The organism is Streptomyces sp. SCA2-17 (assembly GCF_044336695.1).
In genome coordinates this window covers 6,622,866-6,649,209 of sequence record NZ_CP117521.1, presented here as the reverse complement: position 1 = coordinate 6,649,209, position 26,344 = coordinate 6,622,866, and the positions used below count along the sequence as shown (strand labels likewise).

General features: G+C 69.8%; 21 protein-coding genes. 12 read left to right on the top strand and 9 right to left on the bottom strand.

Annotated features, from left to right (window positions below; all coding sequences use genetic code 11):
• Window positions 1–38: 38 nt before the first annotated feature.
• The 7 genes from PS271_RS29595 (at window position 39) to PS271_RS29565 (ending at window position 11,507) form a co-directional block, all read left to right on the top strand.
• Window positions 39–2,378: a hypothetical protein gene (locus tag PS271_RS29595; RefSeq protein ID WP_398386126.1), complete on the top strand. Its 2,340-nt coding sequence runs from the start codon at window positions 39–41 to the stop codon at window positions 2,376–2,378.
• Window positions 2,375–6,148, top strand: coding sequence for a hypothetical protein (locus PS271_RS29590; RefSeq protein ID WP_398386124.1), 3,774 nt, complete (start codon window positions 2,375–2,377; stop codon window positions 6,146–6,148). The genes PS271_RS29595 and PS271_RS29590 overlap by 4 nt, the downstream gene beginning before the upstream one ends.
• Complete coding sequence (locus tag PS271_RS29585) at window positions 6,145–7,299, top strand: hypothetical protein (RefSeq protein WP_398386123.1); 1,155 nt, start codon at window positions 6,145–6,147, stop codon at window positions 7,297–7,299. Before PS271_RS29590 ends, PS271_RS29585 begins: the two co-directional genes overlap by 4 nt.
• On the top strand, window positions 7,296–8,384 hold the full coding sequence (locus PS271_RS29580; RefSeq protein ID WP_398386122.1) for a hypothetical protein: 1,089 nt from the start codon (window positions 7,296–7,298) through the stop codon (window positions 8,382–8,384). Before PS271_RS29585 ends, PS271_RS29580 begins: the two co-directional genes overlap by 4 nt.
• Before the next feature lie 649 nt (window positions 8,385–9,033).
• Window positions 9,034–9,651, top strand: a complete 618-nt coding sequence (locus tag PS271_RS29575; RefSeq protein WP_398386121.1) for a hypothetical protein — start codon at window positions 9,034–9,036, stop codon at window positions 9,649–9,651.
• A gap of 29 nt (window positions 9,652–9,680) precedes the next feature.
• Window positions 9,681–11,042, top strand: coding sequence for a hypothetical protein (locus PS271_RS29570; protein ID WP_398386119.1), 1,362 nt, complete (start codon window positions 9,681–9,683; stop codon window positions 11,040–11,042).
• A gap of 225 nt (window positions 11,043–11,267) precedes the next feature.
• Window positions 11,268–11,507 (top strand): hypothetical protein, encoded by a 240-nt coding sequence (locus PS271_RS29565; RefSeq protein ID WP_398386118.1) that lies wholly within the window; start codon window positions 11,268–11,270, stop codon window positions 11,505–11,507.
• 458 nt (window positions 11,508–11,965) lie between these two features.
• Here PS271_RS29565 and PS271_RS29560 read toward each other — a convergent pair whose 3' ends face one another.
• A complete protein-coding gene (locus PS271_RS29560) occupies window positions 11,966–12,580 on the bottom strand; it encodes a TetR/AcrR family transcriptional regulator (RefSeq protein ID WP_398386117.1) in 615 nt (204 codons plus the stop codon).
• Between the two features lie 483 nt (window positions 12,581–13,063).
• Between PS271_RS29560 and PS271_RS29555 the strand changes: the two genes are divergently transcribed.
• From PS271_RS29555 to PS271_RS29545, 3 genes are all read left to right on the top strand, one after another.
• A complete protein-coding gene (locus PS271_RS29555) occupies window positions 13,064–13,474 on the top strand; it encodes a VOC family protein (RefSeq protein WP_398386115.1) in 411 nt (136 codons plus the stop codon).
• 83 nt (window positions 13,475–13,557) lie between these two features.
• On the top strand, window positions 13,558–13,947 hold the full coding sequence (locus tag PS271_RS29550) for a VOC family protein (protein WP_398386113.1): 390 nt from the start codon (window positions 13,558–13,560) through the stop codon (window positions 13,945–13,947).
• A gap of 287 nt (window positions 13,948–14,234) precedes the next feature.
• Window positions 14,235–14,627 (top strand): nuclear transport factor 2 family protein, encoded by a 393-nt coding sequence (locus PS271_RS29545; RefSeq protein WP_398386111.1) that lies wholly within the window; start codon window positions 14,235–14,237, stop codon window positions 14,625–14,627.
• A gap of 51 nt (window positions 14,628–14,678) precedes the next feature.
• Here PS271_RS29545 and PS271_RS29540 read toward each other — a convergent pair whose 3' ends face one another.
• Window positions 14,679–15,206, bottom strand: a complete 528-nt coding sequence (locus PS271_RS29540) for a macro domain-containing protein (protein WP_398387114.1) — start codon at window positions 15,204–15,206, stop codon at window positions 14,679–14,681.
• A gap of 759 nt (window positions 15,207–15,965) precedes the next feature.
• Between PS271_RS29540 and PS271_RS29535 the strand changes: the two genes are divergently transcribed.
• Window positions 15,966–16,193 (top strand): hypothetical protein, encoded by a 228-nt coding sequence (locus PS271_RS29535; RefSeq protein ID WP_398386110.1) that lies wholly within the window; start codon window positions 15,966–15,968, stop codon window positions 16,191–16,193.
• Between the two features lie 607 nt (window positions 16,194–16,800).
• On the opposite strand, the gene PS271_RS29530 is transcribed toward PS271_RS29535, so the two are convergent.
• From PS271_RS29530 to PS271_RS29520, 3 genes are all read right to left on the bottom strand, one after another.
• Window positions 16,801–17,661 (bottom strand): geranyl diphosphate 2-C-methyltransferase, encoded by an 861-nt coding sequence (locus tag PS271_RS29530; RefSeq protein WP_398386109.1) that lies wholly within the window; start codon window positions 17,659–17,661, stop codon window positions 16,801–16,803.
• A 14-nt stretch (window positions 17,662–17,675) separates the two neighbouring features.
• Window positions 17,676–18,650, bottom strand: coding sequence for a terpene synthase family protein (locus tag PS271_RS29525; RefSeq protein WP_398386107.1), 975 nt, complete (start codon window positions 18,648–18,650; stop codon window positions 17,676–17,678).
• A 92-nt stretch (window positions 18,651–18,742) separates the two neighbouring features.
• Window positions 18,743–20,164 carry a family 2B encapsulin nanocompartment shell protein gene (locus PS271_RS29520; protein ID WP_398386105.1) on the bottom strand — a complete coding sequence of 474 codons (1,422 nt, stop codon included), beginning with the start codon at window positions 20,162–20,164 and terminating at the stop codon, window positions 18,743–18,745.
• A 553-nt stretch (window positions 20,165–20,717) separates the two neighbouring features.
• Between PS271_RS29520 and PS271_RS29515 the strand changes: the two genes are divergently transcribed.
• Window positions 20,718–20,897, top strand: coding sequence for a hypothetical protein (locus PS271_RS29515; protein ID WP_398386103.1), 180 nt, complete (start codon window positions 20,718–20,720; stop codon window positions 20,895–20,897).
• A gap of 941 nt (window positions 20,898–21,838) precedes the next feature.
• Here PS271_RS29515 and PS271_RS29510 read toward each other — a convergent pair.
• The 4 genes from PS271_RS29510 to PS271_RS29495 all read right to left on the bottom strand — a co-directional run bounded on the left by PS271_RS29510 (window position 21,839) and on the right by PS271_RS29495 (window position 26,250).
• Entirely contained in the window at window positions 21,839–22,528 is a 690-nt protein-coding gene (locus PS271_RS29510; protein ID WP_398386101.1) for an O-methyltransferase, read from the bottom strand.
• A gap of 11 nt (window positions 22,529–22,539) precedes the next feature.
• Window positions 22,540–23,328 carry a 3-methyl-L-tyrosine peroxygenase-related protein gene (locus PS271_RS29505; protein ID WP_495656765.1) on the bottom strand — a complete coding sequence of 263 codons (789 nt, stop codon included), beginning with the start codon at window positions 23,326–23,328 and terminating at the stop codon, window positions 22,540–22,542.
• A 392-nt stretch (window positions 23,329–23,720) separates the two neighbouring features.
• Complete coding sequence (locus PS271_RS29500; protein WP_398386097.1) at window positions 23,721–24,935, bottom strand: cytochrome P450; 1,215 nt, start codon at window positions 24,933–24,935, stop codon at window positions 23,721–23,723.
• Complete coding sequence (locus tag PS271_RS29495; RefSeq protein ID WP_398386096.1) at window positions 24,928–26,250, bottom strand: cytochrome P450; 1,323 nt, start codon at window positions 26,248–26,250, stop codon at window positions 24,928–24,930. Before PS271_RS29495 ends, PS271_RS29500 begins: the two co-directional genes overlap by 8 nt.
• Window positions 26,251–26,344: the final 94 nt, after the last annotated feature.

The window sequence follows — 26,344 nt, the reverse complement described above, 5'->3', positions numbered from 1 at the left end:
CACGCCCCGAACCCACACCCACCCCGGAGGTGACCACCGTGCGGGAGACCGACGGTCCAGAGCTCCACGTCTTGTTCCATGACCACCTCATCCCGCACGCGGGCGCCGGCATCTACACCGTGCTGGCCACCCACGAGCTGTACGACGCCGAGGGCACACGCATCGACGCCGATCCCAGGCTGCCGGCCAGCGAGCAGGCATTCGAGGTCCGCCCGGCCCAGTTCGTCCTGGACGACGGCTCGGTGCACGCCTCCTACCCGCCGGCGGGCAGCTCCGGCTCGTACGACAACGTGCTGCCGCACATCACCCTGACCCGGGCCGTGCTGCCGTGGGAGCGGAAGCTGACCCTGGACGCCCGGGTGCCCGCCCACGCGCCGTGGGTCGCGCTGCTGGTCTTCCGCCAGGGCGAACTTCCCGACGACCCGGCCGCGCTCGGCGAAACGGTGACGCGCACCGTCGCGGAGCTGGTGTCCCCCACCGAGCCCGGTGTCATCGTTCCCGACCTGCCCACGTCGTCGCTCCCCCCGGGGGTCCGGGCGAGCAAGTGCCGGACCATCGACGTGCCCGCCCGGGTGTTCGCAGCGGTGGCACCGTGGCAGGACGAGATGTACTACCTCGCGCACGTGCGGGAAGTGAAGCCGCCCCGGCACCGCGCCGACGGCGAGAAGATCACCGAGGGCCGGTACGCGGTCGTCACCGCCAATCGCTTTCCCCGCGTCCCCGGCCGGTACGTGGCCCATCTGGTCTCGCTGGAGGGCTACGAGCCGCACCTGGTGCCCGCCCCGCCCACCGGCCACGAGACCGTACGGCTGGTGTCGCTGCACTCGTGGTCGTTCCAGCACGACCCGGAGGGCACGCTGGACACCGGCGCGCTGTTGCGCGGGCTTGTCAACTCCGGGCACCAGGACGGGGACAGCGAAGAGCGCCTCGCGCTCCGGCTCCCGCTGCCCCCGCCCGGCCGGGACGAGGGCGCGGCCGAGTCGTACGCACGCCGCCGGCTCACTCTCGGGCACGTCCCGGTGGCGTACCGCACCCTGTCCGGTGAGCTCACCTACGCCTGGTACCGGGGCCCGGCCGCGCCGGTCACCGCTCCGGAGGTGCCGGACCAGGTCGTCGAGCCGGGGCACACCACGGCCGACCACGCCCTGGTGTACGAGCGTGAGCACGGCCTGTTCGATGTCGGCTACGCGGCCGCGTGGACCCTCGGTCGTACCGCCGCGCTCGCCGACCCGTCGTTCGCCTCGGAGATGACAGGCGCGCGGCGGGCGCTGGCCAACCAGGCCGTGGTCATCCGCGCGACCGCCGGGGACCCGGCCCGCTCGCGGAGCGGCACCGGGCCCGGCGCGAGCGGCGCCCGGGGGCTCGGCGGTCTGCTGGAGCTCGCCGAACCGGCGGCCGGACCCTCGCTCGTCGAGGCCTTCGCCGCGCCGCCCGCGGAGGAGCCCGAAGACGCCGGGGAACCGGCCGCGTCCCGGCGCCGCCGCCGTGACCGGGCCGCCGGACAGACCGCGCTCGCCTCCGCGCGTGCGGTGGAACTGCTGTCGGCGACGGCCGCGCGCTCCGCCCGCTCGCTCGCCGACTGGCTGGACCGGCTCACGCTGCTGCACGGCATCCCGTTCAGCCACCTCGTCCCCGACGAGAGGATGCTGCCGGCCGAGTCGCTGCGGATGTTCCGTATCGACGAGGCCTGGCTGGACGCCGTCGTCGCGGGCGCCTCCGACCTCGGGCTGCACACCACCACCGACCTCGACGTCGACAGGCACCTGCGCACGGCCGTCGCGAGCCGGCGCACCCCGGGGCGGAAGCCCGCGGCCGGACTGCTGATCCGCTCCGCGCTGGTGCGGGCGTGGCCGGAGTTCCCGCTCGCCGTCTACCGCAGCGGGCAGGAGGTGACGATCCTGCGGCAGGACCGGCTCGCCGAGGACACCCTGATCGCGCTGTTCGGCGAGGTCCCCGACCGCGTGGACATCCTGGAGCCCGGCCAGGGCATCCACTTCGGCATCGACGAAGGGGACGTCATCTCCCTCCGCAGCCTCGGCGGCGCGGACGCACCACCCCTGGGCGAACCACTGGACACCTACTTCCCCGACCCGGACGACACCACCGCCGGCACTGTCTTCACGCGCTACCTGAGGACCCGGCCGGCCGGCGAGACCCGGGACGTCCTGCGGTTGCGCGGCGACGACGGTCTGGTGCCGGGGCTCGCGGGCGCGTTCGGGAGGGAGGGCGACGCGCGGGACCTCACCCCCGCCGAGTTCGCCCTGAACCTGGTCAACGCCCCGCAGTTGCAGCGCCTGACGCCCGGCGGTGCGCCCTACGTCCCCGACGGCGGCACCAGCGCGCCGACCGTCCCCACCACCGACCGGAGCCCCGCATGACCGAGTCCGTTGAGAGCCCCATCACTCCTCCCGTGGCACCGGACCTGATCGTCCCCGTGCAGTTGCACGCCCTGGTCGTCAACGAACAGGGGTCCGACCCGGGCTACTTCCAGCGCTTCGGGCCCAACTTCACCAAGATGCTGGAGGACAAGAAGGCGGCCGAACCCGCGCCCGGCCAGGGCACCCGGGCCCCCGGCACCGGCGTCTATCTGCAGTGGCAGCTCCCCGAGGCGCTGGCCACGTCCCACTACGACCCGGACACCGAGGAAACGACCTTCCCCCTGGTGCCCAACCGGTGGCTGGTGGTCCGCCACCACACCGTGCCCTCCGGGCGGCCCGGCGCCGGATCGGTACGGGCCGCCGCCTGGCTCGTCCACAGCGACTACCTCGAGTACGCCCACTACGACAGCGCTCACGGACCCGGCGAAGCCGCCTTCCTGTCGGACGACCCGGAGACCGGCGAACCGCGCGAGGACTGGCTGGGCCGCGCCGTAGACCTGCGTGTGGAGGAGTGGCGGGAGCCCGACGGCGCGCCGGAGCCGTTCCTGACGGCGGCAGGACCGGGCCTGCTCGCCTTCGCGGGCTTCCAGCCGTACCACCCGAAGGTGTTCTCCTTCCACGACACCCTGGAGGACCTGGCGGGACACGGGCACAACGAGCCCGCCCCCACCACCCTGAGCTACTGCGCGATCGGCTGGTACTCCGAGGACGCCGGAGACATCCTGCGGCGGGCCGCCGACATCCCCGGCCTGCTGCCCCCGGTCGTCAAGGGCCCCGCCGACGTGCTGCGGGCCCTGGGCTGGTCGCTGCCCGGCCTCACGGACCGCGACGACGATGCCGAGGGCGAGGGCGAGAGCGAGGGCGAGGGCGAAGGCGAGGCCGGGGACCGGAATCCGCCGAACGGCCCGGTGCGAACCGTCTACAGCGGCACCGCGCTCGGCATCCCCTGGGACTACTTCGGCAACGACCCCGAGTCGGCCAGGCCCGTGGACTACAAGCCCCGGGTGGCCGTCGGGCACAGCGCCTCCGAGGCGTTCACCGCACTCACCGCCCGCACGACCAGGTCCGCCCGTACCGCCGGCCTGGTCAAGGCGCTCTACCACGGCTCCATCGACAGCTACGACCTCCCCGACGGGGAGGCCGAGCTGGAACGCGCAGCGCACACGGCGACGTTCGGCGCCTCCGCGGGCGGGACCACCTGGATCCTCGTGCCCCGCCCCGGCGGCGAGGACGAGGACCGGGGCGGGCCCGTCCCTGCGCACATCGCCGATCCGCCGGAGTGGCTGCACCAGCTCAACGCGGACCAGCGGGACGTCGACGCCCTCACCATCGAGCTGGCCGGGCTGCGCGAGCGGCTGCGCACCCTGTGGTGGCTGAAGGAGCTGCCGGGCAGGCACCCCGACGGCTTCGACGACGCCGCGGCCGACCAGCTCGACCCGGAGACCGGTGACAGTCTCGCCCAGCGCGCCGCGGCCATCATCCGGCGCCTCGACGAGCTCAGGCCGGTCATCCCGCACGGCACCACCTCCGAAGAGATGCAGGCCGCCATCGACGCCTTCAGCCGGACCAAGCGCCTGCCCCCGGAGCTGGAGCTGCGCCGCACCTTCGAGGAGTCCTACCACCGCACCGGCGACCCGGTCGTCGTCATCGAGGGCGCCGGCGCCCGGGCACCCCTGACCCGCGACCCCGAGGACCCACTGCCCTGCCGCACGGTGGACGGGCTGCTCGAAGCGATCCTGGTGGACGGGGAAGGGTGGACCCCGCCCGCCGAACTCCCGCCGCTGGATCTCGTCGACCAGACCGTCCCACTGGACCTGTCGGCGTTCCCCTCCCCCGGCCGGGCGCTGCTCGCCGAATTCGCCCTTCTGGACCGCGCAGCACGCACCGCCGACTCGGAGCAGCCGGAACGCACCGTCCTCGACACCGCACTCGCCGACCGCGAGCAGCGTCTGACCGGGACGCCCGCCGAGTACGCGGCGATGTGGAACCAGCCGTGGCTGCCCATGTACCTCCAGTGGGACCTGCGCTACTGCCCCGCGCCGTACACGACCGGAGAGCAGGTCAACTGGACGTTCGACGGCGAGCGGTACACCTGGACGGGCGACGGCGCCGACCCCGGCAACGGCCAGACCGGCTCCGAATGGATCTCCTTCGCCAACCGGGCGTTCCTCACGCCCAGCGTGCCGTATGTCCTGGCCGCCCAGGCGAAACGGCTGGCCGGTACGTACGGCCGGGCCGACGCGGCGGCACTGACCGGCATGACGGCCGGCCTCGGCCGCCTCGACGTGCTGTCCCAGACGCTCGAAGGCTTCAATGAACACCTGCTGATGCGCGACACCGGGGCACGCCGGCTGACCCCGGACGACGTCCTCCCCTTGATCGGCGAAGCAGGACACGTCGCCGCACCGGGGACCCTGAACGACGACGCCGACTTCAGGTTCCAGCCGGTGCGGGCCGGTCAGTTCTACTTCCGTGACCTGCGCATCATCGACCGCTTCGGCCGGTGCGCCGTCCTGACCGCCGTCGATCAGAACAACCACCTGGCGTTCAAGCCCGTACGCAGCCAGGACGCCACCCCGAGCGCCCCCCTCAGGGCGAACATCGAGGCGCCCGAACGGTTCGTCCAGCTGCCGCCTCGCCTGCTCCAGGAAGCCAGGACCCGCCTGCGCCTCGACTCCGGCACGGACGGCGACACCGCATCCGTACCCGCCGAGCCCTCCCCGGTATCCGGCTGGCTGCTCGTCAACCACCTGGACAGGACGCTGCTGGTGTACGGGCCCGGAGGCGAGCCCCTGGGCGAGCTGCGGGTCGTCCGCACCTCGCGAACCGAGCAGCACACCGAGTGGACGCCGCTGCCGTCCTCACCGTACGCGCACGCACCGGACCTGGAGGACCACCACCCGCACCTGGCCGGAATGGTCACGAGCCTGCTCGGCCCCGTCGGCCCGTTCCGGGCGCTGATGGCCACCATCAACGACCGGCTCGGCGAGACGACGGACGCCGGCACCGGAGACCCGGCCACCCCGGCCCGGCTCATCGGCCGTCCGGTGGCGGTCTACCGGGCCCGGCTCGACCTGGAACTCAAGGGCGAGCCGCTCGCCAACCCCGGCTGGAGCCACGCGCTGAGCCCGGAGCGGGAGGAGTACCCCGACTACCTCTGGCCGGTCCGGCTCGGCGACCCGTACCTGCTGACCGACGGGCTGATCGGCTACTACGCCCCCTCGGCCGGGCAGGAAGGGCGCGCGGACTACAGCACCCTGTACGTCACCGCCGAGGAGCCGGACGACCCGTACCTGACCTCGATCAGCAACGGCACGTCACTGGCACTGCCCGCCCGCGAGCCCGGCAAGGAGATCAGCCACCACATCACCGTCCTCGCCGACCCGCACAACCCGGTGCACGCCACCACCGGCATCCTGCCCGTGGTCGACCTGACCCTTCCCGCCGAGCACGTCGAGACCGCGCTGCGCCGCATCCGCGCCGCCTTCCGGCTCGGCCCGCTGCTGGCGCCCGTCCGTACCCCGGCCGCCGAGGAGGGGAGCCGTCGCCCGGGCGACGGGGGCGGCGAGGGGCTGGTGATGATCAGGCCCGCCGCCTGGCACGGCGAGTGGACCTGGGCCGAACCGGTGGCCGAAGACGGAACCGTCCGGTGGCCGGAACGCCCGCTGCTCGCCGCCGATACCGCCCCCCACCCCGACGACCCGGTGCCACAGGCCCGCGCCGGCTACCTGATGCTGCGCCCCGCCGCCCGTGAGGAGGACCACGCGTGACCCAGTACGCCCGTTCCGGGCAGGACCATCTGCTCGACTACCGGTACCGCCACATACCGCCCGTCGTCAACGTGAGCGACGGCGACGACGTACAGAAGGTCCGGCTGGAGGTGACCGTCACGGGCAGAACGGGCGCCCCCGCCCAGTGCGAGTGGATCCGCATCACACTGCCGCACGGCTCGGAAGCCTCCGACCTCACCCTGACCGACCCGAAGGACCTGTGGACCAGCACCGAGGGTGGAGACGCCCCGGAACACGGCAATGGGTGGGAAGGTGACCCGTTGCCCGTGGAGGACGGGCAGCTCGTCGTCCCCTTCACGCCCCGCCGCAAGCCCGTGCTGTTCAACGGCACCTTCAGCGTGACGCTGGTCGTCTCCTACATCGTGGTGAACGAGGCCCGGGGCACCGCCGAGATCGGCATCACCGAGCGGACCCGGCCCACCGGACAAGGCTCCTACGAGAACCGCCCGGCCCCGGCCTTCAGAGTCCAGAAGTGGCCCGCCGACTTCCACTTCGGCAACCTCCACCCGTCGAGCGCCTCCGTGGACAACGGCGAGACCGTCACCCTGAGGTGGGACGGCAGCCGCGGCCCGACGTACGAGATGCACTGGGGCGAGGACGGATACGAGGACGTCACCAACCGGGGCGGCAGCTGGGTGTCCCCGCCCCTGGAGAACACCACCGGCTTCATGCTGACCGCCACCGACGCCGCCGACGGCCCGGCCCCGCTGGTCCACGTGATGACCACGGCCGTCACGGTCGAGCGGCCCCACCTCGTGGTCGGCGACCTGGAAGTGAACGGCATCACCCGGATGCAGAGTGCCCGCCAGCAGGTGGTCCTGCCGGTCCCCGGCGGCCGGCAGTACTACCGGGCCGGCACCGACGGCACCCTCCTCGGCTACCTCAAGACGGCGAGCAGCGCCGTCGGCTCCACACTCGCCGCGACCGTCTACCGGGCCGGTGCGAACGAATACACGATGCGGTTCTCTTCGGTGAACAACAGCAGCGGGGATCCGCAAGAGACCCCCGTCAACGTCCCGGTTCCCGAGGGTGCCGAGGTGTACCTGTACTTCGGCGGGCAGAACGGCGACACCCTCGACCTGGTGTGGCTGCCGCAGGGCACGGGCGCGTTCCAGGTGATCGACCGATGACCGGCACCCTGCTGTCGTACGCCCTGGCCACGGACCCCGACCCGTTCCAGGCCGGCGGCAGCGCCACCCTCCGCCTGACCGTACGCGGCGGCACCCGCCCGGCGCACTGCAAACGGATCGTGGTGACAGTGCCCACGGGCACAGGAGCCGGCGAACTCACCTCCGAGCCCGGATCGCTCACCGCGGTGGTGACGGGCGGCGAGGCGCCGGAAGAGGACGGCGGCGGCTGGGACCACGACATGGCGACCCGGCCCGGGGAGACGGTCTTCACCCTCACCCCGCCCGGCGGCCGGGGCTGGCTTGCGGGAGTAACACCGCTGACCCTCACCCTCGGCCGGATCCGCGTCAACGCGGCGCCCGGCACGGCACGGCTGCACATCACGGAGGAGACCTCCGCCGACGGGTCCGCATGGGCAACCCCGGAGACGGAACTCGCCGTCCCCAAGTTCCCCGAGGGCTTCGTCTTCCGCGACCTGCGCCCGAAGCACCCTCATGTCGGCAACGGCGACCGCGTCACCCTCACCTGGGACGGATCCCCGGCCACGTACACGGTCGACTGGGGCCGCCGGCCGGAAGTGGTCACGGAGAGCGGCACCTGGACCTCCCCTCCCCTGCACAACACCACCGTCTTCCGCCTGGCGGCGACCCTGCCGGGCTCCACGGCGGAACGCGTCCTGACCACGATGGTCACGGTGGCCCGCCCTCACCTGCACGTCACCGACCTGAAGGCGGGAGGCCGCATCCGCAGACTCGGCGCGGGCCAACGCCTCCCCTCCACCGCCCCAGGCACCCCGGCCCGCTACACGGCCCCCACGGACGGCCTCCTCCTGGGCCACGTCCGAGCCCGCACAGGCCGCTCCCCGGCCACACTCGTGGTCACCGTCGAGGCAGCCGACTCGACCGCGTACCAGCAACGGTTCGTCTCGGACAACCAGGACACGTCCCGGCTGCCCTCAGAAACCCCGTTCCACCTACCGGTCCCGAAAGGCTGCACGGTGCTGCTCACGGCGGAGGGCACGGAGGACGACGAGTTCGGGGCCACCTGGATGCCCTACGGCAACGGACCGCTCGCACCGGCGCCTTGAGACACTTGAATAGGCTCCCGGAGCGGGTCACCCACGGTCACTGGTGAGCGCGAGACACAAACACCCGGAGAGCCGGGGAAATACTCGTGTAGGGCGCTTGAGGCGCCCTACGCGGCTTCGACGCCCCTCCACCGTCACCGCGACCTCCTCGACGCGCTCCACACCGCCGCCCGCGAACCCACCCGGGCCTGGCAACCCGGGCCCGCCAACTGGAAGAGCGCCTCTCAAAAGCCCTGGGCGAGGCAGCCTGGCGCGCATCAGGACTCGGAGCCGCCGACAGCATCGACGAACTCAACACCCGTATCACCAGCCTCGAACAACAGGTGACCGATCTCCAGCTCAAGCAGGCCGGTCACCAGCTGAAGCACGGCGGGATGCCCGGGGGCACCACAGCGCACGCCGGGTCAGTGACTGGCGCGCGCCCCGGGGCTCGCGGGCGCGCGTTGGTGCCGATTTCAGCGGAAGGCCCGGAAAGGATCGCCTTCGCGTCCCTACAGTCATTTGAGATGACGTTCCGCTTCGTCGAGGGGCGTGGCCGTCCCGGAGGCCGGGACCGGCCCCGTCTACGGAATCTCGTTCGTGCGCTTCCCGCTTGCGTGCTTCTCGTCCGTGCGCTTCTTGTCCGTGTGCATCCCGGAGGAGTGTTGCCGTGCCTGCTGCCACGATCGATCTGCCGCTGAGCTTCGAGGTCCCCGAGGGCTTCCATGACCTCGACCTGACGGTCTCGGCGGAGACGAACACCAACAAGCTCATCGACAAGCTCACCAAGCTGAAGCCACCCCCCGGCGACGCACAGATCGCCCGTGCGGCCCTGGTACAGCAGGCGATGTACGAGATGCTGGCCGCTGCCGCCGCCGTCTACGCCGGAATCCTGCTGACCAGGCCGGCGAAGGACAACCCCAAGGGCCACCTCAGTTCGCTCATGCTGACGGTCACGGCCCGGCCGAGCGAGCTGTCCAACGACAAGACGGTGCACCGGCTGGCCCGCACCATGGGCGCCATCTACCCCGAGGCGGAAGTGGGCGTGGTAAGGCTGACGACCGGCCCCGCGGTGCTGCTCACCGAGGACTGCAAAGTCGCCCGGCCGGTGAATCTCCTGGATGACGGAGGCGGCTCCACGACCGTGCGCCAGCTGCACGTGTTCGTGCCCGTACCCGGACGGCTGGCGATGGCGGACTTCTCCATCGCGACGGAGAACCTCGCCGAGTGGGACGACTACGTCGACATCCTCGGCCAGGTCTGCAACACCATCACCTTCACCAGCTGACCCGCCGCGCGGAAGGAGAGGCCAAGGCCATGGAGAAGCTCTACACCATCGCCGACGGGGGCGGACGGTTCCCCCTGCAGAACCTCGGCTACCAGGCCGGCGCCGACGACCTGATCGTGGGGGCCGTGCACTCCAAGCTCAACATGTACACCAAGGACGAGAAGAACACGCTGCCGCTGTGGGGCTGGGCCCCGGATACGTTGCGGGACGAAGAGCGCTACCACCTCGAGCAACTGATCCGCGCCTTCCTCTACCAGGAAGGCAGGATCGTCGCCGCTCTGCGGCACCTGGACGATGGCTTCGGTGACATGCAGTGCTCCTCCGACGAGGCGCGCGAGCGGATCGACGCATTCATCGACTCCCTCAAGGAGGCGGCCGGAAAACGTGCGCCCCACGACCGCCAAGCCAAGTGGTACGCGCAGAGCCCGTCCAGGTCGGTCATCGACTTCACCGACCCGGCCATCGCCCGCAATCTCGGCTTCGTCGGCTCGCTGGCCAAGGGCGGCAGCTCCTTCTCCGACCCCATCTGGCGGCTGAAGGACAACGGCTACGGAGCCGACCGCATCCCCGACCAGGCCCTGCGCGACCTGGTCGACCTCGTCCTCGCCGTGCAGGGGGAGTACCAGCTGCAATGCCTGTTGCTGGACCGCGAGTTCGAGCGGATCATCAACACTCGTGGCCAGGAGTACGAGTACCTCAAGGCGGCGGCCGCCGCCAAGGCCGCCGAGGAGTCCGCGCCCAGCGCCTTCTGGGGCATCCTCGGGGACGTCCTGGGGGTCGTCTCCGCCGTCGCCGGGGTCCTGGCGCTGGTCCCGGTGCTGACCCCGGTGGCCGGGCCCGTCGCCATCGCGGCGGCGGTCGGTTCCCTGTCCGCGCACACCGCGGACGCGGTCCTGCAGGGCGACTGGGACGCCGCCACGATCGCCGGGCTGGGCGCCGATGCGTTCGCCGCCCTGCCTGTCGTCGGCGCGCTCGGCAAGGCCGCGCGCAGCGGCAGCCTCGCCATGCGCACGGTCGGCAAGGCGGGCGTGGCCGTCCGCAGCGGCGGGCAGGCCTTCCTCGCCGCGACCGGCGGCGCCGCGGCGGCGGAGGCAGGGGCCATCGCCCGTTACCTCGGTGCCAAGGGCGCCAGGATCGTCGGCGCGAGCGCCAGTCAGGGCAGGCTCGCCGGGAAGGTGATCCAGGGGACGGTCAGCCTGGCCACCGAGATCCCCACCAGCGTCGCCCTGGCCGGTGCGGCCGGTTCCGACACCGCGGAGAGCACCGGCACCGCTGTCGAGTTCACCCACGGCATGGCCGACCAGGTCGGCGACTGGGTCGAAATGGGCGCCGCCAACGCGAAGAAGGCCGGGAAGATCTCCCTCGCCCGCTTCGCCAACGCCTTCGCCTGACCCGGCAGCGCGAGATAGCGGCTGCCCCGGATGTGCGTCCCACTGCGCATCGGCCTCAGGCGGCTCCGGGGCGTTCAGGAAGCGGGCGGGGCACTGCCCGAGACTTCCGATCATGCGAGGAGAGGGCCCTGGAACGGGAAGGGGGCCGACGGCACGCACAACGCCGCGGGAGGCGTCAGCCCGGCCGGAGCGGGCGGAGCCTCAGGTGCCGGAGGCGCCTCCGGCATGGGCGGTGCGGCAGCCATGTCGAACGGCGTGTCCTACGGCGCCGGCGGCAGCGGCGGCGCAGGAGCCCGCGGCTCGTCCGGCGGCCCAGGCGGCCGGGGAGGCGAATGGAACCCCAACGTCGGCAGCGCCGTGCGCAGCACCGACTGGAAGGGGCTCGCCGGCGGCTACGGACTTGCCGGCGACAAGGGGGCCGAGGGCGCCAAGGGCGGTGACGGGGCCGTCATCATCACCTGGTGACGTCCGCGTGCCCGGGCCGGCAGCGGCCCGCCCGGGCAGCCGCCGAGTTCACGCAGACATCGGGAGGCGACACGACAGCCCCTATGAGCGGGTCCTGGCTGTGACTGTCTGACCAGGTGGAAGACCTCCCGGGCCGCCTCACGGCTCGCATCTGCCTGGCCCACTTCAGCAGATCGCGGTATCCGGCCGCGGTGACCGGTATCACCTCGATGCCGACTACGGCCCCCACCGGGGAGAGCACAACAGCCACATGAGCGTCCCGGTGCGTGTCCGCCCCAAGGACCACCTCCCCCGTCGGACGGCGTCGGCGGGCACGCGGCGCAGCACTCGGCTGATTCCCCCAGTCCTCGCACCGCACCGTGGACCAGCTCTCCAAAGCCGACCGCGACCGGCTGCGCGGGCTCGGGCCCGGCCGCTGAAGAGCGGCCACAGCGGCCGCCGGGGGGCTGGGATGCGTTTCAGCGGTCGGAAGCGGCGGGGGGTGGGGGTGCGGTGAGCGCGGGGTTCGGGGTGAGGATGCGGCGCAGGATGTCCTCGACCTCGGCGCGGGTGGGCGGCTCGCTGGCTGCCAGGCCGCGCAGGGTGAGCCCGTTCATCGCCGCGGTGGCCGCCTGCGCGGTCACGGGATCGACGTAGGCCAGTAGGACGCCGGTGGTGGCCTCAATGTACCGGTCGGCGATGGGACGCAGCGCGGGGCGGCGCAGGGCGGCCACGTACAGCTCCAGCTCGACGGCCTCGTAGGCCCGGTTCGGGCCGAAGACGCCCATCAGGGCGTCGGTCAGCAGCACGACCAGCTGGTTGACGCCGAGATCGGGCCGCTGAGCCGCCCATTCCTTGAGTATCGCCGCGTAGCGCTCGTAGGCCAGCGCCAGGGCGGCTTCGATGAGGTCGTCCTTGGTCGCGAAGTGGTACGTGGTCGCCCCCAGCGGCACCCCCGCCTTGTCGGCGACCGCCCGGTGGGTCAGCCCCTCGATTCCGCGCTCGGCGATGACGCTCAAGGTCGCTTCCGTGATCTCCGCGATGCGGCGCTCGGGATCACGGCGCCGTCGCGCGACAGGGGGCTGGGCAGGCATGAGAGGACTCCGTACGGACACAGAGGCGGTGCGATACGTACGTACTGTAGCCCGCCCGCGCATCGCCACCCTCCATGGAGGTGACAGCGCAAGCGCCCCGCACTCACCCCGGATCGCCTGTTCACACACAGACGCCCGGAAGGGAGGCCCGGCAAGGAGTACACGCGTACCGCAAGGATCTACTTCCCAAGAAGAAGGGGCGGCGAAGAGCTTTCCTCCATCTTGTCGGGGTGCAGAGCCCAGGAATGGAGGGCTGATCACACCTTCGCACCCTGAGCGGCGTCACCGTGCCCGGATTGTCGACATGTCCGTATTGCGCACTCCGCCGACTCGGGTTACAGTACTTGTGTACTAGTTACGGAGTGGAGGACGGCGCTCAGCCGGGACCCGGCGATCTCGCGCCTTCCGTCTCCCGAGTGCTCGCGGCAGTCAGTCCGCGCGCGCCTTCGTACCTCGATTCCTCTTTTTCTGGAGTGTTCCTCCATGACTGCTGTTCCTTCCCTGCCCGCTGCCGTGGGCTCCGTGGCGTCCTACGCGTTCTGGGGCCCTGACGGCAGGGTGCTCGCCGACTTCTACGCCGCCGCTCTGGGCTGGCGTGTCGCCGAGGAGTTCCCCGGCGAGGACGGCGTCCCCACGGCCTTCCTCGTCACGGACGGCTCGACGCGGTTCGTCTTCTACACGGCCAAGGAGTTCACGGCCCCCAAGTGGCCGGAGGAGGAGCTCCCGTTCCACCTCGACCTGGCCTTCGGTGACGTGCCGGCCACCGAGGAGCGCCTGCTCGGCCTGGGCGCGACCAAGCCCGCCCACCAGCCGGGCGGTGAGTACTGGACGGTCCTGCTGGACCCGTCCGGCCAGCCCTTCTGCATCAGCGCGGGCTGGTCCGAGGGCTCCTGAACCACCCCGCACCCGCACCCTCACGCCCATCCCCCCACCCTGTCCCTCCGCCCGGAGGGGCACGTACCAACAGGAGATTCACCATGGGTTACGCACCCTGCTTCAGCGTCAAGGACACCGCGGCCAGTATCGCGTTCTACAAGAAGCTCGGCTTCGACGTGGACTCCAGCACCGCCAAGCCCGGTGACGACATCCACATGATGTTCTACCAGGGCGAGTTCTGCGCGATGCTCTACAGCAACGACGACCTCAAGAACTGGCTGCCCGTCCTCGCGGACACCCCCATCGGCTTCGCCGGCATGCACTACCTGGGCGTGGAAAACCTGAGCGACGTCTACGGCCACATCTCCCAGCACGCCGAGATCGTCAAGCCGCTCACCGAGGACCACACCGGGGTGCGCCTGTTCTACTTCCGCGACATCGACGGCTACGTCATCGGCGTCAACGAGAAGTCCACCGTCAACGCCGGCTGACCCCACCCGCCGATACACACGGCGCGACCGGTCGGGGAGTGACGGCCTCACCGCAGGACCCTCACCCTGCCACTCACCGGGCCCCCGCTTCGCTCATTCCCCCGCGCCCAGCGGCGGCCGCACCCCACCTCCGATGCCCGCCCAGGACGCCGAGCACACCGACCAGGTCACCGAGCCCGTCACCACCCACTGACCCATCCAGGCGCAGGCGCGGCATGTAGGACCACTGGCGACCTACACCCGTGTCAACCTCTCCACCACCCCCACTCAGCAAGAGGACAGAACTCATGAGCAGCACCCACCGCACCGAGGCCAAGGCGACCGTCGACGCCTGGGTGAGCGCCTACAACGACCAGGACTTCGACCGCTTCGGCACCCTCTACACCGACAGCGTCCCCTACACCTGCGCCGCCTTCGGGCTCGCGTTCACCGGCCGCGACGCCTTCGTCGCCCACGTGAAGGAATACGCGGGCGCCGTCCCCGACCGGACGATGACCGTGCACCGCATCACCGCCGACGGCGACACCATCGCCGTCGAGTTCGCCTTCGCGGGCACCAGCTCCGGAGCACACCCGGCCCTGCCCCCCAAGGGCGAACCCGTCCGCACCACCTTCTGCACCGTCCTCGCCCTCCACGACGGCAAGATCGCCTCCCAGACCGACTACCTCGGCGGCCAGTAACCCGCAGCCGCCACCGGACACACGCACCGGCCGACCGATCCGGCTCCGCCATCACACCCGGCATCCGGATACCGCACCCCATAGAGACCCGGCCCGCACCCGCGGAACAGAACTTCCAGGGGCCTGGCCACCCCAGTGCAGTTGCCTTATGGGTTCCTGAGCTTGATAGGGGGTGGTGCGGTGAGAGAGGGGGCGCCGGTGGCACGACTCCGTACGCGTGGGTAGATGCGAGGACGAAGCGGATCTCCTCCACCGACGTCGGCGGCTGCCTCCTGCCTCAACCGCGACGCGGGCCGCGTCCCCCATCAGCCAGCTATAGGCACCCGTGGAGATGGCCGGGAACGCCACTGTGCGCGCCCCCAGTTCGTCCGCGACCCGCAGGGACTCGCGGTAGCAGGACGCCAGCAGCGACTCGTCGCCGCCGGAAACCCAAACACCAGCCCGACGGTGTGGATACCCCAGGGCAGTTATGTGCGTCCAGCTAGCTCTTGATGCCGTAGCGGCCGGAGCGGGACGTGTTGCATTGAAGATCCGATCTGGGCGACCCGTCGGCCCCGCACCTCCACTCCTTGATGCCATCGCATTCGCCGAAGAGACCACCTCCATCCTCTCAGCAGCGGGGCCCATGCGCGCCGAATGCCCTAGCTCAACGCTGCGTAGTCAGCACCAAGTCAGCACGGGAGTCAGCACCCCGGCTCCAGATCACCCCAATCACGACATGATTCCGCGCTGGATTCCTAAAGCGAGTTGAGCCTCCTCGGCCTCCGTGCCGACCCCGTCGTGGACGTCCCCATCACACCCCGGCCCCGAACTATGAAGCCCCGCCATATAGGCCGCTGACCTGCATCTTCCTACGGTATGGCGACGCAATGACGCACCCCTCGCCCACCCGGAAGTGATGACCATGGCCACCCCTCCCCCACACACCCCAAATCCCAACTCACTCCCCAGAATCGTCGTCGCCAGCCTCATCGGCACAACCATCGAGTGGTACGACAACTCATCGGGACAGGGCTAGGACCTGCGGTTTTCTTGATCACGGGCCCAAAAGTCAGCACCGAACCAGCACGGGAATCCGAGCGCCACCGTGAAAGCCCGCCGCGTAGAAGAGGGAACGCGCTCCGGAGCCTTCACCGATGCGTAACAGTACGTAGTGAAGCAGGAGCCCGCTTCCGGGCGAAGCTCACACTCTGACCAGTGGGTGACCGTGGACCTTGCTGCTGGAGGATCGGATCCTCTTCGTGGCCACGTACTGGCGCCCCTCAGGGCGTACCACGGAGGGGGCGTACCCGCGGCCCCGTCGGACAGCGAACTCACCGACCGGCTCGGGCTGTCGTCATGGACCGCCTCGCCCGCACCCACGGCACCGAGCCGGCACTCCTCCAGGGCAGCGACCGCCTCCCCTTCCCCGGCCCTGCCCCGAACATCACCCGCCTTCTCGCCGTCTCCGGACTCGTCGCCCTGCTCCTGTTCGGCTGGGCCGCCACCATCACCACCGTTCTCGGCGGCCCGGCCCACCACATCACCCCTGACCTCCCCTCCTACTTCGTTTCCTACACCGGCTGACAGCACCGGATCCCTCGCGAACAGCCACATGATTTCGAGTCGACCGCTGCGAGGAGGAACCGTGCGTCCCGGGCCCCGGCTGTACGCGTCGTCACCCCAGGCGGCAACCCTGCCCTCGTCAGAGACAGTGCATGTCCTGATCGCCGGTGGTCTCTTCTCTCCTAAACTTCCTGATGCCGTCGCCCACCGGCAGAGCGTCGCGACGTCGGACTCTGGCAGTCGCGGCCGGGGCTACCTCATCAGTAATAGCGGAGGCAGCTGGGCTGCCAGGCCCAACAGCACAGAGAATGAACCGAACGCACTCCCTCTCGGCCTTGCCATGGTGGCCAGCAGGCAGCCATGGCTCGACACGCCCGTAGGGCACGCTGAGCGACCCACGCAGCTTCGACGAGTGAGTCGAACTGCAAGGGCAGACTCAGCTCGGTCTCGAGCAGGAAGAGAGTCCAGCAACGTCGGCGTGGTCGCACGGCCAGGAGCGGGCAGGAGACCGCAGCTCCCTCCTCAAGGGAAGCTCATCCAGCTCTCAGTGCGTGGAACACCTGGTCGCCAGCTGGAGGGAGAGAGAAGAGGCGGTTGACACCGCTGGCCCGGCACCTCCTGCTATCGGTCATGTGCGGTCGGCGGTGATGAGGAGGTAGTGGAAGCTGCCTTCCTTGTAGGCGGTCAGGAAGGCTTCCTCGATGCCGGTGGCGAGGTGCGATCGGGCGCGCAGTTCCCAATAGGGGATGGTCAGTGAGGTGAGGTCGGTGACGGTGATGGGGACGAGGCCGTTGGCGGCGAGGGCTTTGAAGTATGCGCTGCGGGGGTGGATGTTGCAGGTGTAGTGGGTATCAATGCGGCTGACGGCTTTGGAGCGGCCTCCGGTGAGGTCGTTGGAGCATCCGGTGATGCACACGTAGCGTCCGCCGACGTTGAGGATGCGGGCGAACTCGGCGAAGGCCTGGTCGAGGTCGACGTACATGGTGGTCTCGTTGGTCCACACCGCCTGCCGGGATCCGTCTTCCATGTCGGTGGCGAGCATGTTGCGGAAGTGGAAGCAGACCTTGTCGTCGAGGTGGTGGCGCCGGGCCTGGGCGTTGGCGAAGTCCGCCTGGTACTCGGAGATCGTCACCCCGTCGACGTGGCACCCGTACCGGTGGTGTGCCATGAAGGAGGTGCCGCCGCGGCCGGAGCCGGCGTCGAGGGTCCGGTGCTCGGGGGTGAGGGGGCCGAGGTGGTCGAGCAGGAAGTCGGCCTGTGCGCTCTCCAGGCGGTGGAGTTCGCGGACGGTGCGCTGCTCACGGTCCGGGACGCCGGGGTCGAGGACGGTGGGGTCGTATGCGCCTATGCCGTAGTGGTGGTGGTACAGATCGTCGATCTCACCCAGGGCGAGATTGACGTCGTCGTGGAGGTGGGTGTCCCAGTAGGCGGCGACCGCCCGCTGGTAGTCGGTGCGCAGCACTTCCCCGGTCTGTGGCGAGGTGGTCATGCTCTCTCCTTCTTTCAGGGGGTCGGTCCACCGGTGGTCTGACGGTGGTAGCGGGGGGCGGTGCGGTGCCAGGCGAGGCTGCCGGCGCACCAGTCGAGTACGCCGCCGAGGAAGCGGTGGAGTTCGCTTCCGCCGCGGTGAGCGAGATGGTCGCGGTGCTGGTGGAAGCGGTGCATGAGTTCGTTGTGGAGGCCGGCGCTGATGTTGAGTGCCTCCTGAGGGGTGCAGTGCTGTTCGGCCTCGATGGCCCGGAGGAGGTTGAAGTCCCCGTCCGAGGAGAGGTCCTCGATGTCGGCGGAGTAGATGTCGTTGGCGATGCAGGCTGCCAGGGCGGCGGTGCCGATGGCGTCGTGGACGTCGGGGTGGGCCCAGACCTCGGTGGGCAGCCGGTAGCCGCCGAGGGCGTCGATGACGGTCATGCACGGCAGGAAGCTGTTGGCCTGCCGGTTCATCAGGTACTCCCACACCCGCGGCCGGTATCCGGTGGCACGCCAGGTGCCCTCCTGTGCCAGGGCGGTGAACAGATTCCGCAGGGTGTGGCGGGCCCGGTCCAGCTGGGCGGGAGTGGTGATGCGCTGCAGGTGTCCGACGGCGGACCGCAGGCCTTCGAGTGCGGGATCGCCGCGGGTGGCGCCCGTGAAGGCGGCTTCGTGGCGGTCGGGGAGGCGGACCCGGCCCAGGACTGCGGAGGCGGTCGCCAGGCGGGATCCCAGCAGGTGCGGTACGGCTCCCAGCTCCGGGTCGTCGCAGTAGTGGTCGTCCATGGCCCAGATGGCCAGCGCGCACCGGGCCGGGACCATCAGCAGGTCCTCGTCGCCGGTCGCGGGGTAGCACAAGGTGGCCAGCCGGCCGAAGCCCGCCGCCCGAACCCGCTCCATCCGGCCGTGATAGAGACCGATTCCTTCGGCCCACTCCAGGACTCGCTCGTCGAGCCGGCCGGCCAGCAGTGGATCGTCCCTGCGCGGCCTCGGGCAGTCCAGAAGCGGCACGACCACAGCACGTGCCGCATCGGATACGGCAGGCCGCGCGGCGAACCGGAATGCCGCCGATGTGCCCGGCCCGGTCGGGCCGCCGAGCACTCTCACGACAGGTCCGGGGGCTTGTTGTAGTGGCCGACCTCGACGTTCTCCAGGATCCCGAGCGCACTGGGCAGGAGCGGTGCCACCGAGTAGTAGTTGCTGACCAGATACGACAGCGTCGCCCGGTCGTCGATCCCCATGAACCGGACCGACAGACCCGGCTCGTACTCGTCGTCGATGCCCCGCTGGTACAGGCCGATCACCCCGCCGTTGTCCTCCCCGGTCCGCAAGGCGATGATCGAGCTAGTCAGATCGCCCGAGATGGGGATCTTGTTGCACGGAAGGAACGGCACCCCGCGCCACGCCACCACGTGGTGCCCGTTGAGCTCTGTTCCGGGCGGGCAGATCCCCGCGCGGGTGCACTCGCGGGCGAAGGCCGCGATGGTGCGCCGGTGCGCCAGGAGGAACTTTGTCTGCCGCCGCATCGAGATCAGCTCGTCCAGATCGTCCGGTGTCGGCGGACCGTGCCGGGTCGCGATCCGCTGCGCGGGGTCGGCGTTGTTGAGCAGTCCGAACTCGGGGTGGTTGACCATCTCGTGCTCCTGCCGCTCGCGCAGGGCCTCGATGGTCAGCCGCAGCTGCTGTTCGGTCTGGTCCTGAGGGCCGTTGTACAGGTCGCCGACGCGGGTGTTGATCCGCAGGACGGTCTGGGCCACGTTCAGGGGATACTCACGCGGGCTGGACTCGTAGTCGACGAACGCGGCCGGCAGGATCGCTTCCCCGCTGTGGCCGGAGGCGATGGCAATGTCGGCCTCACCTCGGCGCGTCACCGCCGGCCGGGGACAGGCGAGGTAGGCATCGAGGTGCGCGGCGAGCTCCGGTGATGCGGCGCGGATCTGCTTGAAGGCACGGCGCGGAAGCACCAGCACGGTACAGGCTGTCACCGTACGGTAGGTGAATGCCCACCGGCCATTGCCTGTCAGGCACTGCTCGCCGAAATAGCCGCCGTCGGACAGAAGCCCGTGCGAGACCGTGTCCGTGTACGCGCCGGGAGTCACCCGGTCGACCTTCCCGCGGGCCACCAGGACCAGCTGATCCGCCTTCTCCGCCGCGCGGGCAAGGACGCTTCCCGCCTCCACCTCACGCTGCTCGAAGGCACCTGCCAGAGTGCCGAGCAGTGCCGAGTCGGGGAGATTCCGCAACACGGGTATCTCACGCAGCGTTTGAGGAACGACGCGAATGCGTGACCCCTTGTTGTCGAACGCCACCCGGCCGTCGCCGACCGTGAAGGCCAGACGCCGGTTCACGCGGTAGGTGCCGCCGGGAACGTCCACCCAGGGCAGGATGCGCAGCAGCCACCGGGAAGAGATTCCCTGCATCTGGGGAACAGACTTGGCGGTATGGGCGAGATTCCGGGCGGCGTCGATTCCTACCGCCGACGGCTTGAGTAGCGGGTCCTCCGGCTGCGATATGGATTCGAGCATGCCTGACTCCCTTCCTGTAACAGGGGAAAAGCGAGAGAGACACGAGCCGACGGGCACGGCAACCGCTCGTTGGGCCGCGTTCGCAGGGCAGCTCACTCCATCAGTTCAGGTCGTGGCGTGCCGCAGTGAAGGCCAGTCAAGTCATATAGGTCGTAACAAGCAACGGGAAATGAGCCGTTCGAGCGGATCCATGTCATCAATTCATGCAGTTGCGCTGTGACCTTCGGTGCGCCACGGCGGAGGTGCAACCCATGCCACTACTGTGCTGAAACGATTCTTCAACTGACTTCCACACCAGCCTCGAATAGGGCTCGACGAAGAGGCCGAGAATCCCGGCCCGCCTGGCGTGCTGCGCATACTTGCGCTTCGATGGACTCGTTGGCGGGCGCCGTGGAACTCCACGGGCCGGTGGTTGGATTTGGCTTCAGCGGTGGGCCCCGCTGGCCAGGCCAGCACCCCCCGGCCACCTAAACGGTCTGGATGTCGAGAAGGCAGACGGCCTGCGTAGCGCGTCTCTGGGAATGAACAAACAAACCGCATCGTGAGGAGAGTCATGGGTATCAAGGACCAGTTCCAGGGCAAGGCCAACGAACTCAAGGAGCAGGCACAGAAGGCAATGGGCGTCGCTCAGGATGAGGCTTCAAAGCGGAACCAGCATGCTCCGGAGGGCTCGGAAGAGGTCAAGTCGCAGGCCGACAGCTTCGCCGATGATGACGACAGCCAGGCCCAATAGCACAGTCGCTGCTGGTCACAGAGGCTGCTGGCGGATCCGGCCGCGTGCTGGTTTCCTGGTGCGGCAGCCGCCCCCAGGTGTCGGGTGACCGGTTCCGATGTGTCTTCCAGGTCTCACGGCTCCCTGTTCGTGACTGTGATGGTGCATGCAGAAAGGGCAGCCCAATGAGCTGGTTACCTGTCAGCGGGGGCGCGTGAGGTAGGTGCAGGCTTCCTGCCAGGTGCCTGTGTGCACTGGCAGCGGTTGCAGGGCTGTGGCCAGCGTGTGGACGGTGTCGGCGGTGGTGGGGCGGGCGATCCAGTTGACAATGGATGCCAGGAGCTGTTTCCGTGCGTGCGGCATGTCGGCCTATTGGAGTCTGGTTAGGAATCGCGGCGTCGGGCACTGATCGGCTCTCTCCCGCAGCCAGGTGCAGGCTCCGGGCACGGGGGCAGCCCTGCACCATGTTCAATGGCGCGGGCACCCGCCAGCCGTCCCGTTCGAGCTGCCGGACGCGTTTGATGAGGTCGGACATCCAGTTCCGTGGAAAGAGGACGGCGCGTCCGTCGGCGTGCACGACGGCCCCGCACAGCAGCGCGATGTCATCCGGGCCGGAGCGTGCGTGATGGGTGCAGCCGGCGAGGACGACGTCGAGCGCCTGGCTCAGGGCGGCGGGGGTGCGGGCGCGGAGTTCCCCGCCGCGGAAGAGGAGGTAGAACGTGCCGGGCCGCTCGGCGGTGAGCGTGACGGGCACGTAACCCGTTCATCCTGACCGGTGGTGTCTTCGGTGATCCGGTATGTTTCGGGGCCGCGTACGGCGATGCCCAGCCTCCTTTCGTCGACTCGAACAGCCACGAGCGTGTCGACGGGCTACCTGCCGGTTTCAATGACTGACTGTAGTCCCCCTCACGATCAGATGCGGCAGTCAGGCAGCACACCCGGGCCTGAGAACGCATACCAAGTCACGATGCTCGGTCTCGGCCGTCCCGCTTGCGGGCGAGGGTCAGTCCGTCAGCGACGGGCAACATGACGGACTCCACCCGGTCGTCAGCCCGTACGTGCTGGTTAAAGGCCCGGATGGACGCCGCGTTCCCGGTGGCCTGCGGATGTGCTGCTTCGCCCGCGTAGAGGACGTTGTCGGCGAGCAGGAGCCCGCCGGGGCGCACACGCGGGACAAGCTGCTCCCAGTAGTCGATGTAGGAGGGCTTGTCGGCGTCGATGAAGACCAAGTCGAGCGCGGGCTCGTCGGGTAGTGCGCGCAAGGTATCGCCGGCGTCGCCCAGGCGCAGGTCCACGCGATCCGCTACGCCGGCAGCCGTCCACGATTTCTTGGCGATGTCGGTCCATTCCGAGGACAGGTCACAGGTGATTACCCGGCCGTCCGGCGTGGTCCCCAGTGCCAGGGCGAGGGTCGAATATCCGGTGAAGGTGCCCACTTCGAGGATGCTCCGTGCCCCGCTCAAGCGGGTGAGCAGGTTGAGCAGGACCGCTTGCTCGTGCGGGATCTGCATTTCGGCGGGCGCGCCGAGGGCGCGGGTGCGTTCGATCAGGTGGAGTTGGATCGCTGTCGGGGGTTCGGCCTGCTCCTGCATGTAGTGGTGGAGGGCGGGGGTGAGGAGGACGGTCTTGGGGGCGTCCGCGAGGGAGGTCATCGGTACTCCGTTCACAGGGTGCGCGGGGACTGGGAGGGTCCGACGGGGTGGCCGCAGTTCGCGGTGGCGGTGTCGGCCAGGTGCAGGAGCAGGTCTGTTGCCGCGTCGTGCAGCCGGCGGATGGCGTGGGGTTGCGGGGCGGCAGTCGTGTTCTCGGGGTTCAGGCCATGGGCGGCGATGTCGCACCTGATCTGTGCGATCCGAAGAACGAGCTGGGCGGCGAATCCGTTGTGGCAGAGGGGCCGGCGGCGGACTCGGAAGTAGTCGTCGGACAGGTTCCGTTCGGCTTCGGTGGGCTCTTGAGCCGGGTCTCGGCCGGTCTGCTGGAGCAGGGAGACCCCCTCGGGCACCAGCAGTTCGGCCACGGTCATGTGCACGTGGTGGTTGAGCCGGGCAGCTCGGGTGAGGGGGGAGACGGAAGCGGCCGGGAAGGTTCGGCGTACCTGCCGCTGGAGTTCGGGTAGCGGTGTGTGGTCGCGGGTCCACTGCCCGCTGAAGGCGGGGTCACGGGCGGCCATGTCGGCCCGCACCGTGGCGGCGTAGCGCCCCGCCGAGCAGCTTCCCGCGTACAGAAGTAGTAACGAGTACGTGTCGTACAGACGAGCGGCCTCGTGGACCAGCGGGAGTCGGGGTGTGGGGTCGCTGAGGAGAGCCCGCAGTGTGTCGGCCAGCAGCCGCCAGACGCCGAAGGCGACCTGGTGTCCCACGATCCACCGGTGGCGGGTGCGCTGGTCCGGGTCTGCTGGAGCCCGTAGCCGGTCCGGGGGTTGTGGGTGTGTGGCCTGCTCGAACAGCCGCATGTGCTCTTGGAGTGACCGAGCGCAGTCGGTTGGCCCGTACGAGGCGGACGGGCAGGGGCCGAGACCGGTTCCGGGCATGGGCAGCACGAGCTCGTCGGCCGGTCCGAACGTGGTCGGGTCCGTGCTTCGGGGAGGGCAGGTCACCTGTCGTCTCATGTCCTGCTGCCCGTCAGTTGGTCTGACTGCCGGGGGGTCGGGGCTCTCTTCGGCGCCGCCGCGGAGGGTCGGCGGAGCTGTCGGCATGGGTGAGGTCCTCCTGGCGGGGTGGTTTCGGGTGGCCGGAGGGGGGTGGTCTCGGAGCGCTGCTGGTCTGCTGCCGTCTCGTTTCGCGGTCGGTGGGCGTCCCGAAGACGGCGAAGTGCTCCTGTGCGGTGGCTCCGTCGGCCGGGGTGTCAGGCGAGGGCGACGGGCAGGGTGCGGAGGGAAGGGGCGACCCAGCCGTTGCGCCACTGGGGTGTGCCCGCGAGGGTGAGGGGTGGGTGCTGGCAGAGGGCGGTGAGGGTCGCGGCGAGGATGGTGCGGGCAAGGTGGCTGCCGGGGCAGTAGTGGATGCCGTGTCCGAAGGCAAGGAGCGGGCCGGTGGGCCTGGTGATGTCGAGTCGATCGGGGTCCGGATGGACCGACGGGTCGTGGTCGGCGGCGTATGAGGAGACGACGACCGTGTCGTCGGCGGGGATGTGTGTTCCCGCGATGTTGGTGTCGCCGGTGGCGACGCGGGGGGCCAGGTCACTGGGGTACTTCTCGTGACGCAGAAGTTCGTGCACGGCCTGGGCGACCAGTGACGGGTCGCTTCGCAGGAGTCGGTACTGGTCGGGGTGGCTCAGCAGGGCGTGGATGCCGGTGGCGATCCTGCGGGCGGTCTCGTGCCAACCGACGATCATGAGATCGCGCACGAGGCCGGCCAGGTGGGTGTCGGGCAGGTCACCATCGTCAGAGATGGTGACGAGCCGGTCGAGAAGAGTGTTCCGGGGTTCCATGCGACGCTGGTCGATGAGTTCGATCACTTGGGACGTGATGCGTGCCAAGGCGGCGGTGATCTCGTGGGTGGCCGCCCGCTCGGTGGCGGAGATGTCGGCGTCGGCCGCGATCCGCGGAAGCAGGCGTGGGTCGAGGCCGAGCAGCTTGCTGATGGCTGCCATAGGCAGGGGGCGGGCAAGCACGGCGACGACGTCGGCGTGGGGCGTGGCGACGATGAGGTCTCCGACCATGCGATGTGCGGTCCGCTCCAGCCACGGTGACAACGTTCGTGCTTGGCGTGCGGTGAACGCCGGGGCGAGTGTGCGGCGCAGGGCCAAGTGCGTTTCGGAATCGTCGGCCTGACCTCCTCGACGGGCGAGTTGAGCCGGGGTCGCGGCGACAGATCGCTTGGCAGCGGCCGCCCGGGACAGGGCGGGATCCGACATTGCCTGGAGGGCCTCGGCGTGGCCGCATACCAGCCACATGCGTTCGCCGGTCGGCACCACGACCGGTGCCACCCGTTGCCCGGCCAGGCGCCGGGTGGTCTCTGCCGGATCCAACCAGGGGTAGAGGGACGTCACGGCCGGACAGCCGTCGTTCGCGGCCGATGCCCCCTGGTCGAGTTCGGTGACCTGGGGTGTGTCAGGCATGTTGGGTGCCTGTCTTTCGCCGGGGATGGCGATGGTGGGTGTCGCTGGTGGGGTCCTCGTGGTGGCGTTGGCAGAGCTTTTGGCTGCGTGCGTGGGCGACGATGACGCAGCCCAAGACTAACTGGGTGAGGCTTCGGGTGACGTTCTCCCAGTCGTCGCGGACCCGCATCAGCCTGAGGACACCTGCCGGGCGCGCCAAGGCGGTAGCGCGGGGCATCAGGACGCACGGGGCCCGGTTGGGCATGGACCGGGTGTGACCGGCACTGGAATACAACGCAAAGCGCGGCAAGATCTCGGCAGTGACCGCGCGTATGAACACGGTGGACAATCCGCGGGCGGGACAGGGCCGGTTCCCGGCAACGCCGAAGGGAATGAAGGTGGCGTCCTTCGGCGACAGGCTCAGCCACCGGTCCGGATCGAAACGGTCGGGATCGTCGAATCCGGATCGCTGGTATGCCTCGTAGTCGAAGACGAGCACGGATCCTGCGGGGAGGGTTTCGCCACCGATGTCGATGGGACCGGTGGTGATGCGCTGGGAGATACCGAACAGGGGATACATGCGCAGCGACTCGTTGATGGCACGATCGTAGAAGGCAGTGTCCGCGGGATCGTCCGCCATCTTCCGCTGAATCTCCGGATGATGCGCAAGGGCGAACAGCAGGTGACTCAGCCCCTCGGCGAGCTGCGCGACGCCGGTCCCGAAGAAATTGCTTTGCAGGTACAGGGCACGGCGTTCGTCGTCGAGCGATGGGGGCAGATTGCAGGTCACCGCTCCTGTCCGGGTCCGCTCCAGCAGGTAGGCGGTCAGCGCGGCCCGCCGGTCCAAGTGACGCAGCGTGCTGAATTTGAGGGCGCCCAGAAGGTCGTCCGTGTTGGAGGTGATCAATTTTCGGGCCCCGGGTGGGCAGGGGGTTCGGAAGACGAGCTCGTGGAAGAACTCGGCAGCCATCTCCATCGCCACATCCCGCAGGCGGACCGTCCTGACGGTGGGGCTCATCCCTTCCAGGACACGACGGGCGCAGGCCCGGGACAGGGCGTCGATGTCCTGCCCGGGAACACCGAGGATGCCTCGCGTGCATCGAGCGAGCTCACTGTGGAACGGACCGGAGGACGCCTGTTCCTGGTGAACCTGGGAACCGGGGTGAAACCAGTACCAGATGAGGTCGGAGAGTTTCGAACCCGGCCCCCGCCCATGGGCATGCGGATGCCCGTAGATCTCCCGCAGCCGGGAGGCGTCGACACGAGGACCCGGGATGGCAACGCTGTCCTCGCCATTGATGGCCGTGAAGACACGCTTTCGCGCGGTGACGACCATGCGGGACAGGCGGCCCGGTGGGTTGGCGCCCACGACGGTGTCGGCTGTGCCGGCCGTGGTGAGACCGAGTCCTGTGTCAGGTCCCTTGGAATCA

What these genes read in the sequence shown, in the direction of transcription:
- PS271_RS29515 (WP_398386103.1), top strand. Translation starts at nt 20,718, where the DNA reads ATGGGTATCAAGGACCAGTTCCAGGGCAAGGCCAACGAACTCAAGGAG.
- PS271_RS29540 (WP_398387114.1), bottom strand. Translation starts at nt 15,206, where the DNA reads ATGGCATCAAGGAGTGGAGGTGCGGGGCCGACGGGTCGCCCAGATCGG.
- PS271_RS29550 (WP_398386113.1), top strand. Translation starts at nt 13,558, where the DNA reads ATGGGTTACGCACCCTGCTTCAGCGTCAAGGACACCGCGGCCAGTATC.
- PS271_RS29560 (WP_398386117.1), bottom strand. Translation starts at nt 12,580, where the DNA reads ATGCCTGCCCAGCCCCCTGTCGCGCGACGGCGCCGTGATCCCGAGCGC.
- PS271_RS29520 (WP_398386105.1), bottom strand. Translation starts at nt 20,164, where the DNA reads ATGCTCGAATCCATATCGCAGCCGGAGGACCCGCTACTCAAGCCGTCG.
- PS271_RS29570 (WP_398386119.1), top strand. Translation starts at nt 9,681, where the DNA reads ATGGAGAAGCTCTACACCATCGCCGACGGGGGCGGACGGTTCCCCCTG.
- PS271_RS29565 (WP_398386118.1), top strand. Translation starts at nt 11,268, where the DNA reads ATGGGCGGTGCGGCAGCCATGTCGAACGGCGTGTCCTACGGCGCCGGC.
- PS271_RS29555 (WP_398386115.1), top strand. Translation starts at nt 13,064, where the DNA reads ATGACTGCTGTTCCTTCCCTGCCCGCTGCCGTGGGCTCCGTGGCGTCC.
- PS271_RS29545 (WP_398386111.1), top strand. Translation starts at nt 14,235, where the DNA reads ATGAGCAGCACCCACCGCACCGAGGCCAAGGCGACCGTCGACGCCTGG.
- PS271_RS29500 (WP_398386097.1), bottom strand. Translation starts at nt 24,935, where the DNA reads ATGCCTGACACACCCCAGGTCACCGAACTCGACCAGGGGGCATCGGCC.
- PS271_RS29505 (WP_495656765.1), bottom strand. Translation starts at nt 23,328, where the DNA reads ATGCGGCTGTTCGAGCAGGCCACACACCCACAACCCCCGGACCGGCTA.
- PS271_RS29495 (WP_398386096.1), bottom strand. Translation starts at nt 26,250, where the DNA reads ATGGTCGTCACCGCGCGAAAGCGTGTCTTCACGGCCATCAATGGCGAG.
- PS271_RS29535 (WP_398386110.1), top strand. Translation starts at nt 15,966, where the DNA reads ATGGACCGCCTCGCCCGCACCCACGGCACCGAGCCGGCACTCCTCCAG.
- PS271_RS29510 (WP_398386101.1), bottom strand. Translation starts at nt 22,528, where the DNA reads ATGACCTCCCTCGCGGACGCCCCCAAGACCGTCCTCCTCACCCCCGCC.
- PS271_RS29580 (WP_398386122.1), top strand. Translation starts at nt 7,296, where the DNA reads ATGACCGGCACCCTGCTGTCGTACGCCCTGGCCACGGACCCCGACCCG.
- PS271_RS29530 (WP_398386109.1), bottom strand. Translation starts at nt 17,661, where the DNA reads ATGACCACCTCGCCACAGACCGGGGAAGTGCTGCGCACCGACTACCAG.
- PS271_RS29590 (WP_398386124.1), top strand. Translation starts at nt 2,375, where the DNA reads ATGACCGAGTCCGTTGAGAGCCCCATCACTCCTCCCGTGGCACCGGAC.